This is a genomic window from Arthrobacter sp. ISL-95, from assembly GCF_018613695.1.
GTDB lineage: Bacteria > Actinomycetota > Actinomycetes > Actinomycetales > Micrococcaceae > Arthrobacter.
This window is the reverse complement of record NZ_JAGGPR010000003.1, coordinates 24,788-39,073: the sequence shown is the minus strand read 5'-3', so window position 1 is coordinate 39,073 and position 14,286 is coordinate 24,788. Positions and strand designations below refer to the sequence as shown.

The window sequence follows — 14,286 nt, the reverse complement described above, 5'->3', positions numbered from 1 at the left end:
GCCACTCGCCTTCGCCGACGCAGTGCCGCCGGAGTCCGTGGTCAAATTGAGCGACGCAGACGGACGGAGTTGGCATGGTGGTGTTTGACCCATTGGAGCGGCAGATTGTTGCTGCCCTGCAACTCGATCCGCGGTGCCCGTGGCGGAAGATGGCCGCCGTCTTAGGGGAAGCAGAACGAACTGTTGCCCGCAGGGGATCGCAGTTGCTGGAATCCGGTGCGGTGGCCGTGGTGGGAATCCGCCCTAAACCATCGGTAGTGCTGGTGGAAATGCGGTGCATGCCCGGCACAGTGCGTGCCGCAGTCCACGCGCTTTCGCAGCGCTCCGACACCACCTTCGTTTACACCACCACAGGTACCAGTGACTGCGTAGCCGAGGTACTCACTGAACCGTCGCGCATGGGCGAGGTTCTGTCCGATGAGCTGCCGGCCACCCTTGGCTTGCGTGATTCCACCAGCTATCCCGTGCTTCGGTACTTCCGGACCATCCGCGGCTGGCGGCCGGAAATTCTCACCGCAGACAAAGCCGAGGCACTCCGTTCAACATTCACCCAGGATTCGGGCGCCCTGGTGCCGCGACAGGATTTGAGCCGTCAGGACAACGAGCTCGTGGACGCGCTGTGCGCCGATGGCCGGATGAGTTTTGAAGCTTTGGGCCGCCGGGTTGGTGTTTCAGAGGCGACTGCCCGCCGTCGCAGCGAATGGTTGCTGACCAATAACCAAGTCCATTTAAGGGCGATCGTAGAGCCCTCATCCTTTGGTCTTGGCGTTGAAGCGCTGCTCTGGATCCGCGCCTCGCCGCAGCACGTTGAACACGTGGGGAAGAGTTTGGCCGAGCTTCCCACTGTCCGATATGCCGCGGCGATCGCCGGGAATTACCAGATCATGGCAGATGTGACCGTGGAAGATATGACCGACCTGTACCGCTTCATCACTACCTCCGAATGGGCACAAAACGCCGCTGGCGTGGATGTGTCCATCCTTCTTGATGCACGGAAGCGCGGCGGCAGGGTTATGCGCGCACAGTTGTAAGGGGCTTCTGGCCTGCTGTGACAACAGGGGCGACGGCGGCGTACCCCGTCTGCTGCTCGAAGGCCCGGCCATAGCGGAGCAGCTGCATATCCGTGTAGTGATTGCCGGCGAGCTGCAGACCGATGGGTAGACCGGCCGAGCTGAATCCCGCGGGAACACTGAGCACAGGCAGACCGGTTGCGGACAGGAGGCAGGCTGATCGCATCCAATCCAAGTATGTTTCCGAGGCCGTCCCGGCTATGTCCGCGGGGTACCGGAGGGTGGCATCAAAGGGGAGCACCTGGGCGCAGGGGCTGGCGAAAAGATCGTACCGTCCAAAGAACTCCTGCACGCTCAATTCCAGGCGGGTACGGGCGGCTGCGGTTTCAATGACATCCCGTGACGTGAGGGCGAATCCCTTCTTCACGTTCCAGTGGACTTCGTGCTTGATGACATCACCGGCGCGCTCCAGGAGCGGCCCAAGACCGGCCGCGAAGTCCAGGGCACGGGTGTTGCCGAACACCAGGTCTGCTTCGCTGAAATCCGGGGCTGCTTCCTCAACGATTGCCCCAAGATCTTCGAAGATCCCCAATTGCCGCTCCAGATGATCCACGATCTCCGGGTCCACGGGTACTCCGATGCCGAAGTCGCGGGACCAGCCGATCCGCACACCTCGCATGTCGGTCTCCAAGGTGGATCGAAACACCTCGGGGTCCAATCCGAAGGGATGGGGAACGCGAGGGTCGCTGCCCGCAGTCACGGACATGAATAAGGCGATGTCTTCTACGCTCCGGGCCATGGGGCCGGTTCTTCCGAGCCACGCATAGGCGTTGACGTCGGACGGCATGGGGATCACCGCCGTCGAAGGCCTGAAGCCCACCACATTGCAGAAGGAGGCCGGGATTCGGAGCGATCCGCCCATGTCGCTGCCGTCGCCGATGCTCTGGACGCGGGAGGCGACGACGGCGGCCACACCGCCGCTGCTGCCGCCGGCACTCAGTGTTGGTGCGTAGGGGTTGGTGGTGGTCCCGAAGAGGTCGTTGAACGTGTGGGAGCCGGCGCCGAATTCGGGAACGTTGGACTTTCCCGTGCTGACCACTCCGGCCGCCTTCAATCGCGCGATGATGAGGTCGTCGGCGTCGGGGACGAAGTCCCGCAAGGCCAGCGAGCCTTGGGTGGTGCGCATCCCTGCAGTGTTGTTGGTGTCCTTGTGGGTCATGGGCACCCCATGAAGGGGTGGTAGTTCCGCGCCGGAAGCTGTGAGCTGATCGGCACGGTGTGCCAGGGAGTGGGCACCTTCAGCGTCGAGGGTCACCACTGCGTTGACCACCGGATTTATCTCGGAAATGCGGTTCAGGTGGTCGGCCAATGCTTCGCGAGCCGAGACTTTCTTGGTGCGAATCGCTGCGGAAAGTTCGACGGCGGACAGGTCGCCAAGGGTGTCAGGCATGGTGCTCCTTTGCTGGATTGCTACTGCCTGAAAGTGTGCCGGGTCACATTGACCGGGGGAAGCCCTGAATCGGCCCAGGGCAAGCTTTGACTGATTCAGCCACCACCCAGGCTGATTTCGTCAGCTATTGTGTGTGATCCGGCTCATAGCGGAAGGTGTTTGTTACCCACTGGCCGATCTGGTTGCTGGGTAGGCTTTGCCCTGGAGCGCCGCATCCGAACAGCGTGGTTTGAACGCGGACTTGCTCAGGGGCCAACACCGGAGGTTCCCATGCACCAACCCCTGGCTCTTCAACCGCTCGCCCCCAACGACTCAACGGACATCCTGGCTATCGCCAACAATCCCGTCCTGTGGATCTGCGTGGCAGGCGTTTTCGGCGTGATCATCATTCAGTCCGTCATCTTCATGAAGGCCGCCCGGCGGGCCGCTCCGTCCGCGGACATGAGTGCGCAGGACATCAAGACCTCATTCCGCTCCGGCGCTGTATCGGCCATTGGTCCCTCCCTGGCGGTATCGCTGGTGGCCATCGCGCTGCTGGGTCTCTTCGGGGCGCCGGCAGTGTTGTCCAGGATCGGCCTGATCGGCTCAGCCGCCTACGATGTTTCGGCCGCCGGCATAGCGGCAGGTTCCATGGGCGCCAAGCTCGGCGATGCCAGCTACACCCAAAGCGTCTTCGCCGTCGCGTTCTTCGCCATGAGCATCGGCGGTGCCATGTGGATGCTCGCCACCCTGATCCTGACTCCGCTGCTCCGCAAAGGTGACGCCAAGATCCGCTCCGTGAACCCCGCCGCCATGGCCATTGTCCCGGCAGCGGCATTGATCGGTGCCTTTTCCTGCCTGGGACTCACCGAACTACCAAAATCTGGAATCCACGTGCTGTCCTTCGTCGTCTCGGCAGCGGTCATGGGCACCTGCCTGTTGCTGGCCAAAAAACTCGGCAAGAGCTGGTTACGTGAATGGGGTCTCGGAATCTCGATCGTCATTGGCCTGGGTGCCGCCTACCTGGCCGTCGGCGCCTAAGTCCGCTTGCCGCAAGCCGCACGACGTCGTCATTCCCTGAGCCCGAAAGGAACACCCCTCATGTCTTCCATCACTTCTGCTCCAACCACAAACAACACCGCCATGGCGGACTTCAACCGCACCACGTCCCGCTGGGGCCAGATCACTATGATCGCCGGCCTCCTGATTTCCGTAGCGGGTCCGCTGTACCTAGTTTTCGCTACCGGACTGGATATTGGCCCCGCCCAGCTTTGGATTGCCTTCGCGGCAGTTGCCGCAACGTTCGGCATCATCTGGATCGTGGAACCCCTCACGTACTATCCCATCCTGGGCCCGGCCGCGATGTACCAGGCGTTCATGATTGGCAACATCTCCAACAAACTCCTTCCAGCGGCATTGATCGCCCAAACCAACATCGGTGCAAAGCCGGGCAGCAAGCGGGCGGAACTTGCCGCCGTCGTTGCTATCTGCGGCGCAGCAGTTGTCCACCTGATCTCCTTGGCGATCTTCGTCGGTCTCCTGGGCAGCTGGCTGATCAGCGTCATCCCGCCGTCGGTCCTGCTCGTCACCCGGCTCTACGTGCTGCCCACCGTCCTGGGAGCCGTGCTGGTGCAGGCCATTGTGTCCATGAAGCAACCCCGCACCACCGTGTTCGCTTTGCTGGTCTCGGCAGTCGTCGTCTTCGTTGTGCTGCCGCTGGTGCCCTCGCTCGCCATGGTGTCCACCGCCATCGCAGTGCTCGGCACCATCCTGCTGGCGTGGTTTTTCCGCGGAAAGAGCACCATTGCCGAGGCGAAGCCCATTCACATCGAGTAGCAGCGCCCACTTCGCATGCACCAAGCCAAAGCGCCACAGCCACAAGGAAAGTCAGGAACCATGACGTCAACAGCCACAGCCCTTCAGCTCGATACCCACCAGACAGCCAAGCTCCACGCCCTGTACCGCCACCTTCACGCACATCCGGAACTGTCCATGCAGGAGTTCGCCACGGCCACGCTGATCGAGGAGCAACTGGACAGCCTGGGCATTGAGCATTTCCGCTGCGGTGGCACAGGGGTGGTGGGAATCCTGCGCAACGGCGCCGGTCCCGTGGTGGCCTTCCGCGCCGATTCCGATGGCCTGCCCATCGAGGAAGCCACCGGGCTTGACTACGCCAGCACGGACACGGGCACACTGCCTGATGGCACCACGGTCCCGGTCATGCACGGCTGTGGCCACGACACCCACGTGGCCAGCCTCCTGGGTGCCGCCGAGGTGCTTGCCGGCAGCCCGGACGCGTGGTCCGGGACCTTGGTGCTGATCTTCCAGCCCGGCGAGGAGACTGCCGCCGGTGCGCTGGCCATGCTCGACGACGGACTGTGGGACAAAGCGCCGCGGCCGGAGGTGGTCTTCGGGCAGCATGTCATGCCCCGGCCGGTGGGTACTGTTGCGATTTCCAGCGGGCCGGTAGCCGCGATGGCAGATTCGCTGAGGGTTACCGTTCACGGCCAACAGTCGCACGGCTCACAACCGCAGGACTCCATCGATCCCATCGTCATGGCCGCCCACATGGTCACCCGACTGCAGGGCATTGTGTCCCGCGAGCTGGATCCCCGGAAGTCCGCCGTCGTCACCGTGGGGACCTTCCACGCAGGCCTCAAGGAAAACATCATCCCGGCCTCGGCCGAGTTCACGCTCAATATCCGAACGTTCGAAGACGACGTCCGCGGCCAGGTCCTCGCGGCGGTACGCCGCATCATCGAGGCCGAAGCGGCCGCATCCGGGGCGCCGAAGCCTGACATCGAGGAGATGTACCGCTTCCCGCAATGCTTCAACGATCCCGACGCCGTTCCTCCCGTCATTGAGGCCCTGCGGCTGGCGCTTGGCCCTGAGGCTGTTGAAATCACTCCTCCCATGATGGGTAGCGAGGACTTCGGGCACCTGGGTACCGCCATCGGCGTGCCGTCCGTGTTCTGGATGTTCGGCGGCACACCCACGGCCGGGCATGTTGGACCTGGTCCCATCCCCGTCAACCACTCGCCGTTCTTCGCACCCGAGCTGGAAGGTTCGCTGGCCGGGGGAGTCTCTGCCGCCGTCGCAGTGCTGATGTCCCGTCTGGGCCACTGACGCCCTTGGTCCCGAGTCCAGGGTCCAAACAATCGGGCTCGACCTAGGATGGGCTCATGGGGGAAATTGAAGATGTTTTTAGCGGGCCTGCATCAGGATTGCCAGCACTGCTTTCGAGCAAAGCTGTGCTGACTCGACGGACTGCGCGGTATCGACGGACTGCTCGAGACAGGCCAGCGGCGGTGGAAGAGGCTCCGGTTAAGCACCTCGCCGGGTACGCACCCTTCGCGGTGTTCTGCGAAGGTAGGGTAGTCCCCGCTGACCAGCTTGCCTCCGACGTCGCCATGTTGCTGGAATTCATTCGCTCCAACATCGGCACCATCTCTGGCGACGCCGGGCTGAGCGAGGCCGCCACCATTTTCGTTGGGAACGTCATTGCGGCCATGCGCCCGGAAGCGCATTGGACAGTGATGGCGGACGGATCCCGCGAAGTAGGAGCCCGCGGCATGATGATCACGGTGGACCGCTTGGTCGACGGGCTGAGGGAGGCCGACGACGGGATGGTGGCGGGCCTCCTTACGCACCTTATGGAGTGGGCAGCTGACGAGCCGGACGGTCCCGCGCTCCCCGAATTGCGGCCGGTTCCCATGGGACAGTTGATTGAACCTTTTGTGCGGCCTGAGCTGTCATCGCATGAGTATCGCGACGCTGAAGGCCAAGCGGTCGATTACGGGAACCGATGGGGTGTAGATAGCCCACCAGAGAACTCCTACAGCGTTGAAACCCATGTTGGGCGATTCGAAGGGCTCCACAAGGTGGCCCGGGCTTTGATCGAGTACCTGGAGAGCGCGTACGACGTCGATGTCAGCTGGGATCCGGCCCACGCGGCGGACGTGTCCACGAACACCGGCGAGGTAATCGACGTCGCGCGTCTGACACCGCGGGACCCGTTTGCCGCTCCGCTGACGTTCGTGTTGACCGGTTACCAGGGCGTGGTGGTCCATGCCGGTGCGCTGCACGACTCCCCGTTTCCCATTTGCGGCTGCGACGCCTGTGACGAGACCGCTGAGAGCGAAGCGTCCCGCATGGAGGAGCTGGTCCTTGGCGTTGCAGCAGGCGGTTACGGCGAACGCTACCCCGTGGGCCGGAAGAAGTGGGCGGAATACGCGCTCTCTGCTGCTGACGGATCCGGCAGCCGCAGCGGTTCGGGTCCTTGGGGAGCCACGCCCGCTCAACTCGCCGCCGCTGAGGAGCGACTCCAAGCGGTCCCGGATGGGTGGAGACCATGGCCACTCAAGAGGAGCGGGACGTCTACTCGTGTTGCGGGGCCAGGACCCGCCTAGCTGTGCCGCCGTTCAGTAGGTCCGCAGGTACACATCAAGGGTCTTGCGGGGGCTCATGGCCGCACCTGAAGCTTCGAAAAGCGCGGCACCAGGGCCACGTCGCGGCCCACGGCCCTGATGGCTTGCATAGCCACGACCATGGAGACTGCACCGCCGGCTTCAAGGCGGACGATGGTTCCTCGGGTGACTCCCAGTTTCAGGGCGAGATCGTGCTGGGTGAGTGCTGCCTCTTTGCGCGCCCCGGCGATGGAACGTCCAAGCGAGGTGGCATCAACAGCCCGGTAAAACGGTGTCAGCGCGTCGGAATGTTCGATATTTCCATCATCAGCCATGCGCGGACTGCTCCGTCCCGGACTTGGCAAACGAAAAGCCCCGCCGGTTCAACGAGCCGGCGGGGCTTTTCTCTGAGCTTCCTATCAGAATCGAACTGATGACCTTTTCATTACGAGTGAAACGCTCTACCGACTGAGCTAAGGAAGCACCGCGTTCATCACCGGTCTCCCGGGCGATCACGCAAGACATAACTGTAATAGAGGCACCGCACCCGGGTCAAAACGACGGCGGCGGCGGCCGTTGCGGGGATGTTCATCCACGCGTCGGACCAGGTTCAGGCGGTGGTTTTCCGGTAGCCGGAAGCTGGGGAATCAACTGTGGCGGGGCACACCCGCCAAACATACAAGCTGAAGGAGCCGCTCCATGACGGAGGACGCACTAACCAAGGCCGCCACACACACGCCGAACCGTCTGAGGCTCGCAGTGGTGGACATGGTGGGCACAACCATTACTGATGACGGCCGTACCGAGCGGGCCATGTCCCGTGCGCTTGTGGATCATGGGATTGAACCGGGAAGCACTCAGTTTGAGGGCATGCTCGGCTATGCGAGGGACACCATGGGTTTCTCAAAAATGACTGTCTTCAGCCACCTTTTCGAGGACCCTGCCGTGGCCGAAAGCGCCAACAAGGTTTTCGAAGACACCTATGACGAGCTCATTGAGGACGGCGGTGTCCGCTCCATTCACGGGGCGGAGGAGGCCATCCTGTGGATGCGTGAGTCAGGCATGCAGATTTGCCTGGCCACAGGGTTCGGCCGCCACACCCAGAACATGGTGCTGGAATCGCTCGGGTGGATGGGGCTGGCGGACCTCAGCCTGTGCCCGTCCGATGCCGGACGGGGACGGCCTTACCCGGACATGATCCTGACGGCGGTGCTCGCCCTGGACCTCGACGACGTGCGGGAAGTAGCAGTAGTGGGCGACACCAGTTCGGACATGCTGTCTGGCGTGCGCTCGGGAGCCTCCCTCGTGGCCGGTGTCCTCACCGGCTCCCATTCAGAGGCGACGCTACGTGCGGCGGGAGCCACCGTCGTCGTGGATTCCATCAAGCAGCTCCCGCTTCTGGTGGAGAAGCGCGAAGCCAGGCACCTCTAGCATTTGAGGCCGTCCTGCGGCAGTTTGCCATCAACAAAGTAGTCGTCGACGGCGGTGCTGACGCAGGAGTTCGCGCGGCCGTAGGCTGTGTGCCCTTCACCTTCCCACGTGAGGAGGGAGGCGTTCCCCAGCTGCTTGCGCAGCGACTGGGACCACTCGAGGGGAGTTGCGGGGTCGCCCGTGGTTCCTACCACCACAATGGGTGCCGATCCGTTGTATTCCACCGGTGCCGGGGTACGGGTGCTGGGGTAGGGCCAGTCCTTGCAGTTGACGCCGCCGTAGGCAAAGAACGCGCCGAACGTGGGGGATTCCTGCATGAGCCGGACTTCCTCGGCTCTCATGGCTGCTGCGTCTGTGACCACCGGGTAGTCCAGGCAGTTGATGGCCTGGAATGCGAAAGCTGAGTTGGAGCTGTAGGTGCCGTTAGGCTCACGGTCGGCGCCAAGATCGGCCAACCGCATCATCTGCGAAACGTCACCGGAGAAGGCGCTGTCCAGCGCCTGGGTCAGGGCCGGCCAGCTTTGGTCGTTGTAGAGGGGCAGAATGAGGCCGTTGACGAAGTCGTTGGCAGTAACCAACCTGCCGTCCTTGGCGGTCTGGGGGTTCTGGTCCACGGCGGTGATGAGTTCCCGGATTTCCTGAACACCGTTATCCGCGGAGCCGCTCAGGGGGCATTGTTGCTGCCGTTGGCAGCTGGCCACGTAGGTGCGCAAGGCCTTTTCGAACGCGACCGCTTGGCCCGCTGTCAGTTCTTCGTTGCTGATAGCAGGATCCACGGCGCCGTCCAGGACCACCCGGCCCACTTTGTCCGGGAAGAGCGACGCGTAGGTGGAACCCAGGAATGTTCCGTAGGAGAAACCCAAGTAATTGAGCTTGGCATCATTCGACACCGCACGCAGGACGTCCAGGTCCTTGGCGGCGCTCACGGTATCTATATGTCCCAGAACATCACCGGTTTGCTGGGCGCACTGCTCAGCCAATGATTTGTTGAAGGCAAACGCGGCGGCCAGTCCTTCGTCAGTGTTCTTGCGGAACACTTTTTCGCGGGCAGCATCACGTTCTGCGTCGGTCATGCAGGTTACCGGAGCGGAACGGCCCACACCCCTGGGATCAAAACCGACAACATCGTAGTTGGCGCGCAGCTTCTCGGTGAAGTGGGTGTTGCCGGCGTCCTTGACGAAATCCACACCGGAACCACCTGGTCCGCCGGGGTTTACCAGTATGGACCCTTGCTTATTGCCGGTGCTGGGTAACTTGATGACAGAAAGTGTGATGTCCCCTGATGCCGGATTGGCATAGTCCTTGGGCACTTGGACCTTGCCGCAGTGGAAGCCGTCCTCGCACGAGCTCCACTCAACGGACTGCGAGTAGTACTTCTCCAGGCCCTCAGGTGCTGAGGCCGCGATGGACGGATCCACGGTGCTGGTGGACGGCTGGGCTGTGGGAGGCGGCAGGAACGGAACAGTGCACGCGCTCAGTACCAACATGGAAGCAAGCGCAACGCATATCGCCGCGAACCCGCGGCCGGGCCTGCGCCCTGCAGCACCCCGGCTCGCCGAACCACCACCCGCATCAATCTGGGCAGACCGGTCCCTTGAAGGGGTACCGGCGGACCGGCGGGGTGCGGACTTCATGCATTCTCCTATTGCTGGATGAGGCTCGTGGCCATGGATTCGACCGCCAACAGCGGCGCCACATTGGTGGTGGTAATTCGGACACGGGCTTTGTTGATGGCGTCCATTCGGGCCAGGGTGGTTTCCGGCGTCGAATGGCCCGCGTATTCTTCCAGTTCGCTCTTGAGTTCAACGTTGACCAGTTCCACCGCGTTCCCCAACTGGATGATCAGGACGTCCCGGTAAAAGGACAACAGATCTGTCAGCGTGCGGTCCAACGAGTCAGTGATGGAGCGCTTGGCGCGCCGTTTCTGGTCGTCCTCAAGCTGCCTGACCTGGCTGCGCATGGAGGGCGGGAGAGTGCCGGATTCGGGAGCGCCCAAGCTCGCCAGCAGTGCGATCTTCTCTGCGGCGTCGCGTTCGTCGTTGGAGCTGTTGGCTTCCTCGGTGGCAATTTTGACCAACTTTTCGGCCATCATTACTGCCGCAGTGACGCCTCGAAGACCAAGCGGTATTCGCACGGTATCCATCCGGCGCTGCCGTGCATCGGCGTCGCGGGCCAACCGGCGTGCGATCCCTATGTGGCTTTGTGCCGCACGAGCAGCACGGTCCGCGAGTTGGCGTTCGACGCCGTCGCGCCTCACCAAAAGATCAGCGACGTCGGAGGCCGGCGGAAGCCGTAGGCTCACCGGGCGGCACCGGGAACGGATGGTGACCAGGACGTCGGCAGGGGAGGGGGCACACAGCATCCAGATGGTCCTGGGTGTGGGTTCCTCAATGGCCTTCAGCAGGACGTTGGTGGTGCGCTCGGCCATACGGTCGGCGTCCTCCACCACAATGATCCGCCACCTTCCCGTGGCCGGCCGATCACCTGCCTTGGAGACGAGTTCGCGGGCTTCATCAATGGTGATGGTGACCTTCTCGGTCCGCACAAACGTCACATCCGAGTGGGTCTCACCCAGGATGGTGTGGCAGGCCGCGCACTGGCCGCAGCCGCGCATGGTGACGTCGTCCTGCTCGCAGTTCAAGGCTGCGGCGAAAGCCTTGGCTGCGTTTGAACGGCCGGATCCCGGCGGCCCGGTGAAGAGCCAGGCATGCGTAAGGCCGGTATCGCCCTGCGCTGCCTGCTTAAGCTGGGCGACCACAGGAGCCTGCCCTTGGAGGTCGTCCCAAACGCTCACGAGCGCTCGCCCGAAACAGTTTCGCCCTGTGGGGACGCAGCCGCGCCGTGGGAAAGGAGCAGCGACTCCACGCGCTCCAGGATCCTGCCCGCCAAGGTCTCAATATCGGCGCTGGCGGGCAGCACCAGATAGCTGGAAGGTGCAGCCGCTGCGAGGTCCAGAAAGGCGTGCCGGATAGCGGAATGGAAATCGTCCGGCTCGGACTCCAGCCTGTCCTCGGTGGCGTCCCCGACGGTTCGGCGCTGGCGACCATCGGAGGGTTCGACGTCGAGCAGTACCGTCAGGTCCGGATGGAGGCCTTCGGTGGCCCACTCGTTAAGCGACAAAACGCCCTCAGCGCCGAGGCCGCGCCCGGCACCCTGATAGGCGACGGAGGAATCGATGTAGCGGTCCGTGATGACCACGGTTCCATCAGAAAGCGCAGGACGAATCACCTGGCTGGCATGGGCAGCGCGGGCCGCCGCGAACATGAGGGCTTCCGTCCGGGGATCGATAATGCCGTGTCCGTGGTCCAGGACCAGAGAACGCAACTTCTCACCAATGGGGGTGCCACCGGGTTCACGGGTGCGCAACACGGAGAGCCCCCGCGACTCAAGGGCGTCAGAGAGCCGGGCGGCCTGGGTGGACTTGCCCGCTCCGTCCCCGCCTTCGAAGGCGATGAAAAGGCCTGGGCTCTTAATACTCACTGGACTAGCCTACCGATCACCGGCATACGAGACGGCTTTTATCCACAGCATTGCCCGCGACTACGCTGAAACCATGAGCCTCTCCGATCAGCACGCCGCCGATTTGTCTCCGGAAACCGTTGTAGTTGCAGCCGGCCGCCCCGACCGCGCCCACGACGAGCCCGTAAACCCGCCCATCGTCCTGTCCTCCACATACTTCGGAACAGGCTCATTAGGCGAGGGAGATCGCGGTTACGGGCGGTACGCCAACCCCACCTGGGATCCCTTCGAAGACGCGCTGGCCAAACTTGAAGGCGCCACGCTACCCGGCCTGCTCTACGCCTCCGGCCTGGCAGCAGTCAGCTCAGCGTTGTCCCTGGTTCCCGCCGGCGGTGTGGTGGTGATGCCCTCACACAGTTACGCAGGGTCCCTGGTCATGGCCACTGAACTCGCGGAGAAGGGCTTCCTGGAACTGCGCACCGTGGACATCACGGACACGGACGCTGTGAAAGCCCTCATCGATCCCGGGAACGGCAAGAAGGCAGACCTGCTCTGGCTCGAAAGCCCCACCAACCCCATGCTCGGCATCGCTGACGTGCGGGCCTTGACCGAAGCCGCTCACGCAGTGGGCGCAATCGTGGTCACGGACAATACTTTCTCCACCCCCCTGGTGCAGCAGCCCCTCAGCCTGGGGTCCGACGTCGTACTTCACTCGGTGACCAAGTACCTGGCCGGGCATTCGGACGTGGTCCTCGGCGCCCTCGTCACATCCAACCCGGAACTGCGCGCTACGCTCCTGCATCACCGCATCATCCACGGTGGCATCGCCGGACCGTTCGAGGCCTGGCTGGCTCTGCGCGGACTCCGCACACTTGCGCTACGGATTGAGCGCTCGCAGGCCTCAGCTGCGACGCTGGCCGAACGCCTCAGCACCCACCCCCGCGTGGAAACCATCCGCTACCCGGGCCTCCCCAGCGATCCCGGGCACGAGCGCGCCAAGGTACAGATGAAGGGCTTTGGGTCCATCCTCTGCATCCAGGTTTCCGGAGACGAACACCGCAGCGGTGCCGACGCCGCGGACGAACTGGTCCGCGCTTTGCAGCTTTGGCTGCCTGCAACATCCCTTGGCGGGGTGGAGTCCCTGATTGAACGCCGACGCCGGCACACGGCCGAGCCGCTCAGCGTTCCGGAGAACCTGGTCCGGTTGAGCGTCGGGATCGAGAACGTGGAAGACCTCTGGTCCGACCTTGACCAAGCGCTAAAGTCGCTGGACAGCTAGGCTAAAGGCGTGGACGGAAAAATTTTGATCGCTTACGTTACCAGCGGGGTTTACTTCATCCTTGGCTTGGTAGCTCTTGCCTTGGAACTGTGGGCCTTCGCGGACTGCCTGCGCCATAAGCCGACGCTCTTCGTTGCGGCCTCCAAGCGCACCAAGATGTTCTGGCTGGCACTGACCGGCGTGGCGCTTGCGATCGGCGCCCTGACCGTCCTGACGGGCGGCAACGGCCTCGGGTTGTTCGGCATCGCTGCTGTAACCGCCGCATGCGTCTACCTTGCCGATGTCCGTCCGGCGGTCCGTGAAGCGGGCAGCGGCGGAAACCGCAACGTCGGCCCCTACGGCCCCTGGTAAGCGCAGCTAAAGGGGCGCCACGGCGTCCCACGCCACCGTCACTTCACCCAAGCGCCACCTCGCCGGACCATCCTGAAGCGGCCATCCGGCGTCGCGCAGTGAACGGCACATGCCCGTCCAGCGTTGCCGGTTTCCGAACGATCCCAGGGGCGCCGCTTCCAGCCACGCCTTATCCATAGCCTGCAAGAAGGCGTGGATTGGCTCACCCGGGATATTCCGGTGAATCAGCGCCTTGGGCAGCCGCTCCGCCACCTCGGATGGCACATCAAAACTGCCGAACCGCACGGAGAAACTGAGGCTCAAGGGGCGCTCTGCATCCAAGGCGACCCACGTGACGCGCCGTCCGATTTCGTCGCAGGTACCATCAATGAACAGCCCGCCGGGCGCCAACCGTGACTGCACCAGCCGCCAAATCCCGGCCACGTCAGCTTCCTCATATTGGCGCAGGACATTGAACGCCCGCACTATGACCGGGTTACCGGGCACAGGGACTTCGAAACCGCCTACGTGAAAGCTGAGCCCGGGACGTTCCAAGGTTTTTGCCGTCCGAACGCGCTCCGGTTCAATCTCTATCCCGCAGACCCGGACATCCTGCCGCACCGCCTGCAAACGTTCGAAAAGCTCCACCGCGGTGGTCGGCGAGGCGCCATAGCCCAGGTCCACCACAAGGGGGTCGACGGCGGCGCGCAGCCGCCACGACTGCGGCCCGGCAAGCCAGCGGTCCAGGCGGCGCATCCGGTTGGGAGTCGTGGTGCCACGGGTGATGTTGCCAACGGGCTTCCCGCCCCGACTCCGGGGAGAGCCCACCCGTTTCGCTTTTTGCACCACGGCCACCACTTTATCGCTGCGCGCGTGCACTACGCGGATTGTGGCGCACCCCTTTCCGCCATTCGCCTCCGCGACCTCCGGTGCGCCGAGCGG

14 protein-coding genes and 1 tRNA gene are annotated in these 14,286 nt (G+C 63.5%); 8 read left to right on the top strand and 7 right to left on the bottom strand.

Annotated features, from left to right (window positions below):
- Window positions 1–74 precede the first annotated feature (74 nt).
- Window positions 75–1,031: an AsnC family transcriptional regulator gene (locus tag J7I86_RS02465; RefSeq protein ID WP_214815201.1), complete on the top strand. Its 957-nt coding sequence runs from the start codon at window positions 75–77 to the stop codon at window positions 1,029–1,031.
- On the opposite strand, the gene J7I86_RS02460 is transcribed toward J7I86_RS02465, so the two are convergent.
- On the bottom strand, window positions 1,012–2,460 hold the full coding sequence (locus tag J7I86_RS02460; RefSeq protein ID WP_214815199.1) for an amidase family protein: 1,449 nt from the start codon (window positions 2,458–2,460) through the stop codon (window positions 1,012–1,014). The two genes, J7I86_RS02465 and J7I86_RS02460, sit on opposite strands and share 20 nt — an antisense overlap.
- Window positions 2,461–2,730: 270 nt before the next feature.
- Here J7I86_RS02460 and J7I86_RS02455 point away from each other — a divergent pair, with 270 nt between their 5' ends.
- Genes J7I86_RS02455 through J7I86_RS02440 form a run of 4 tightly spaced genes read left to right on the top strand, consistent with a single transcriptional unit; the run spans window position 2,731 to window position 6,848 of the window.
- On the top strand, window positions 2,731–3,480 hold the full coding sequence (locus tag J7I86_RS02455) for a DUF5058 family protein (RefSeq protein WP_214815198.1): 750 nt from the start codon (window positions 2,731–2,733) through the stop codon (window positions 3,478–3,480).
- Window positions 3,481–3,540: 60 nt separating this feature from the next.
- Window positions 3,541–4,275 carry a hypothetical protein gene (locus J7I86_RS02450; protein ID WP_214815196.1) on the top strand — a complete coding sequence of 245 codons (735 nt, stop codon included), beginning with the start codon at window positions 3,541–3,543 and terminating at the stop codon, window positions 4,273–4,275.
- A gap of 60 nt (window positions 4,276–4,335) precedes the next feature.
- On the top strand, window positions 4,336–5,565 hold the full coding sequence (locus tag J7I86_RS02445) for an amidohydrolase (protein ID WP_214815194.1): 1,230 nt from the start codon (window positions 4,336–4,338) through the stop codon (window positions 5,563–5,565).
- 56 nt (window positions 5,566–5,621) lie between these two features.
- Window positions 5,622–6,848, top strand: coding sequence for a DUF6226 family protein (locus J7I86_RS02440; RefSeq protein ID WP_214815193.1), 1,227 nt, complete (start codon window positions 5,622–5,624; stop codon window positions 6,846–6,848).
- 53 nt (window positions 6,849–6,901) lie between these two features.
- On the opposite strand, the gene J7I86_RS02435 is transcribed toward J7I86_RS02440, so the two are convergent.
- Together J7I86_RS02435 and J7I86_RS02430 are read right to left on the bottom strand one after the other, a co-directional pair.
- Window positions 6,902–7,180, bottom strand: a complete 279-nt coding sequence (locus tag J7I86_RS02435; RefSeq protein ID WP_214815192.1) for a helix-turn-helix transcriptional regulator — start codon at window positions 7,178–7,180, stop codon at window positions 6,902–6,904.
- 75 nt (window positions 7,181–7,255) lie between these two features.
- Window positions 7,256–7,328 (bottom strand) — tRNA-Thr (locus J7I86_RS02430).
- A 216-nt stretch (window positions 7,329–7,544) separates the two neighbouring features.
- Here J7I86_RS02430 and J7I86_RS02425 point away from each other — a divergent pair.
- Window positions 7,545–8,276 carry an HAD family hydrolase gene (locus J7I86_RS02425; RefSeq protein ID WP_214815191.1) on the top strand — a complete coding sequence of 244 codons (732 nt, stop codon included), beginning with the start codon at window positions 7,545–7,547 and terminating at the stop codon, window positions 8,274–8,276.
- Here the strand turns inward: J7I86_RS02425 and J7I86_RS02420 are convergent.
- The 3 genes from J7I86_RS02420 to tmk are packed head-to-tail and all read right to left on the bottom strand — an operon-like array spanning window position 8,273 to window position 11,756.
- Window positions 8,273–9,910, bottom strand: coding sequence for an alpha/beta hydrolase (locus tag J7I86_RS02420; protein ID WP_214815190.1), 1,638 nt, complete (start codon window positions 9,908–9,910; stop codon window positions 8,273–8,275). The two genes, J7I86_RS02425 and J7I86_RS02420, sit on opposite strands and share 4 nt — an antisense overlap.
- 8 nt (window positions 9,911–9,918) lie before the next feature.
- Window positions 9,919–11,070 carry a DNA polymerase III subunit delta' gene (locus J7I86_RS02415; protein ID WP_214815189.1) on the bottom strand — a complete coding sequence of 384 codons (1,152 nt, stop codon included), beginning with the start codon at window positions 11,068–11,070 and terminating at the stop codon, window positions 9,919–9,921.
- Window positions 11,067–11,756 carry a dTMP kinase gene (tmk, locus tag J7I86_RS02410; protein ID WP_214815188.1) on the bottom strand — a complete coding sequence of 230 codons (690 nt, stop codon included), beginning with the start codon at window positions 11,754–11,756 and terminating at the stop codon, window positions 11,067–11,069. Before tmk ends, J7I86_RS02415 begins: the two co-directional genes overlap by 4 nt.
- Window positions 11,757–11,829: 73 nt before the next feature.
- On the opposite strand from tmk, the gene J7I86_RS02405 reads away from it, so the two are divergent.
- The gene (locus J7I86_RS02405; RefSeq protein WP_214815187.1) at window positions 11,830–13,014 is read left to right on the top strand and encodes a PLP-dependent aspartate aminotransferase family protein; all 1,185 of its coding nucleotides are present in this window, start codon (window positions 11,830–11,832) and stop codon (window positions 13,012–13,014) included.
- 9 nt (window positions 13,015–13,023) lie between these two features.
- A complete protein-coding gene (locus J7I86_RS02400) occupies window positions 13,024–13,365 on the top strand; it encodes a DUF2516 family protein (protein WP_214815186.1) in 342 nt (113 codons plus the stop codon).
- Window positions 13,366–13,371: 6 nt separating this feature from the next.
- On the opposite strand, the gene J7I86_RS02395 is transcribed toward J7I86_RS02400, so the two are convergent.
- The gene (locus tag J7I86_RS02395) at window positions 13,372–14,193 is read right to left on the bottom strand and encodes a class I SAM-dependent methyltransferase (RefSeq protein ID WP_214816775.1); all 822 of its coding nucleotides are present in this window, start codon (window positions 14,191–14,193) and stop codon (window positions 13,372–13,374) included.
- Between the last annotated feature and the right edge of the window lie 93 nt (window positions 14,194–14,286).

Bases quoted from the DNA above. Each gene is read 5' to 3' on its own strand.
- J7I86_RS02465 (WP_214815201.1), top strand. From the start codon at position 75: ATGGTGGTGTTTGACCCATTGGAGCGGCAGATTGTTGCTGCCCTGCAA.
- J7I86_RS02460 (WP_214815199.1), bottom strand. From the start codon at position 2,460: ATGCCTGACACCCTTGGCGACCTGTCCGCCGTCGAACTTTCCGCAGCG.
- J7I86_RS02455 (WP_214815198.1), top strand. From the start codon at position 2,731: ATGCACCAACCCCTGGCTCTTCAACCGCTCGCCCCCAACGACTCAACG.
- J7I86_RS02450 (WP_214815196.1), top strand. From the start codon at position 3,541: ATGTCTTCCATCACTTCTGCTCCAACCACAAACAACACCGCCATGGCG.
- J7I86_RS02445 (WP_214815194.1), top strand. From the start codon at position 4,336: ATGACGTCAACAGCCACAGCCCTTCAGCTCGATACCCACCAGACAGCC.
- J7I86_RS02440 (WP_214815193.1), top strand. From the start codon at position 5,622: ATGGGGGAAATTGAAGATGTTTTTAGCGGGCCTGCATCAGGATTGCCA.
- J7I86_RS02435 (WP_214815192.1), bottom strand. From the start codon at position 7,180: ATGGCTGATGATGGAAATATCGAACATTCCGACGCGCTGACACCGTTT.
- J7I86_RS02425 (WP_214815191.1), top strand. From the start codon at position 7,545: ATGACGGAGGACGCACTAACCAAGGCCGCCACACACACGCCGAACCGT.
- J7I86_RS02420 (WP_214815190.1), bottom strand. From the start codon at position 9,910: ATGAAGTCCGCACCCCGCCGGTCCGCCGGTACCCCTTCAAGGGACCGG.
- J7I86_RS02405 (WP_214815187.1), top strand. From the start codon at position 11,830: ATGAGCCTCTCCGATCAGCACGCCGCCGATTTGTCTCCGGAAACCGTT.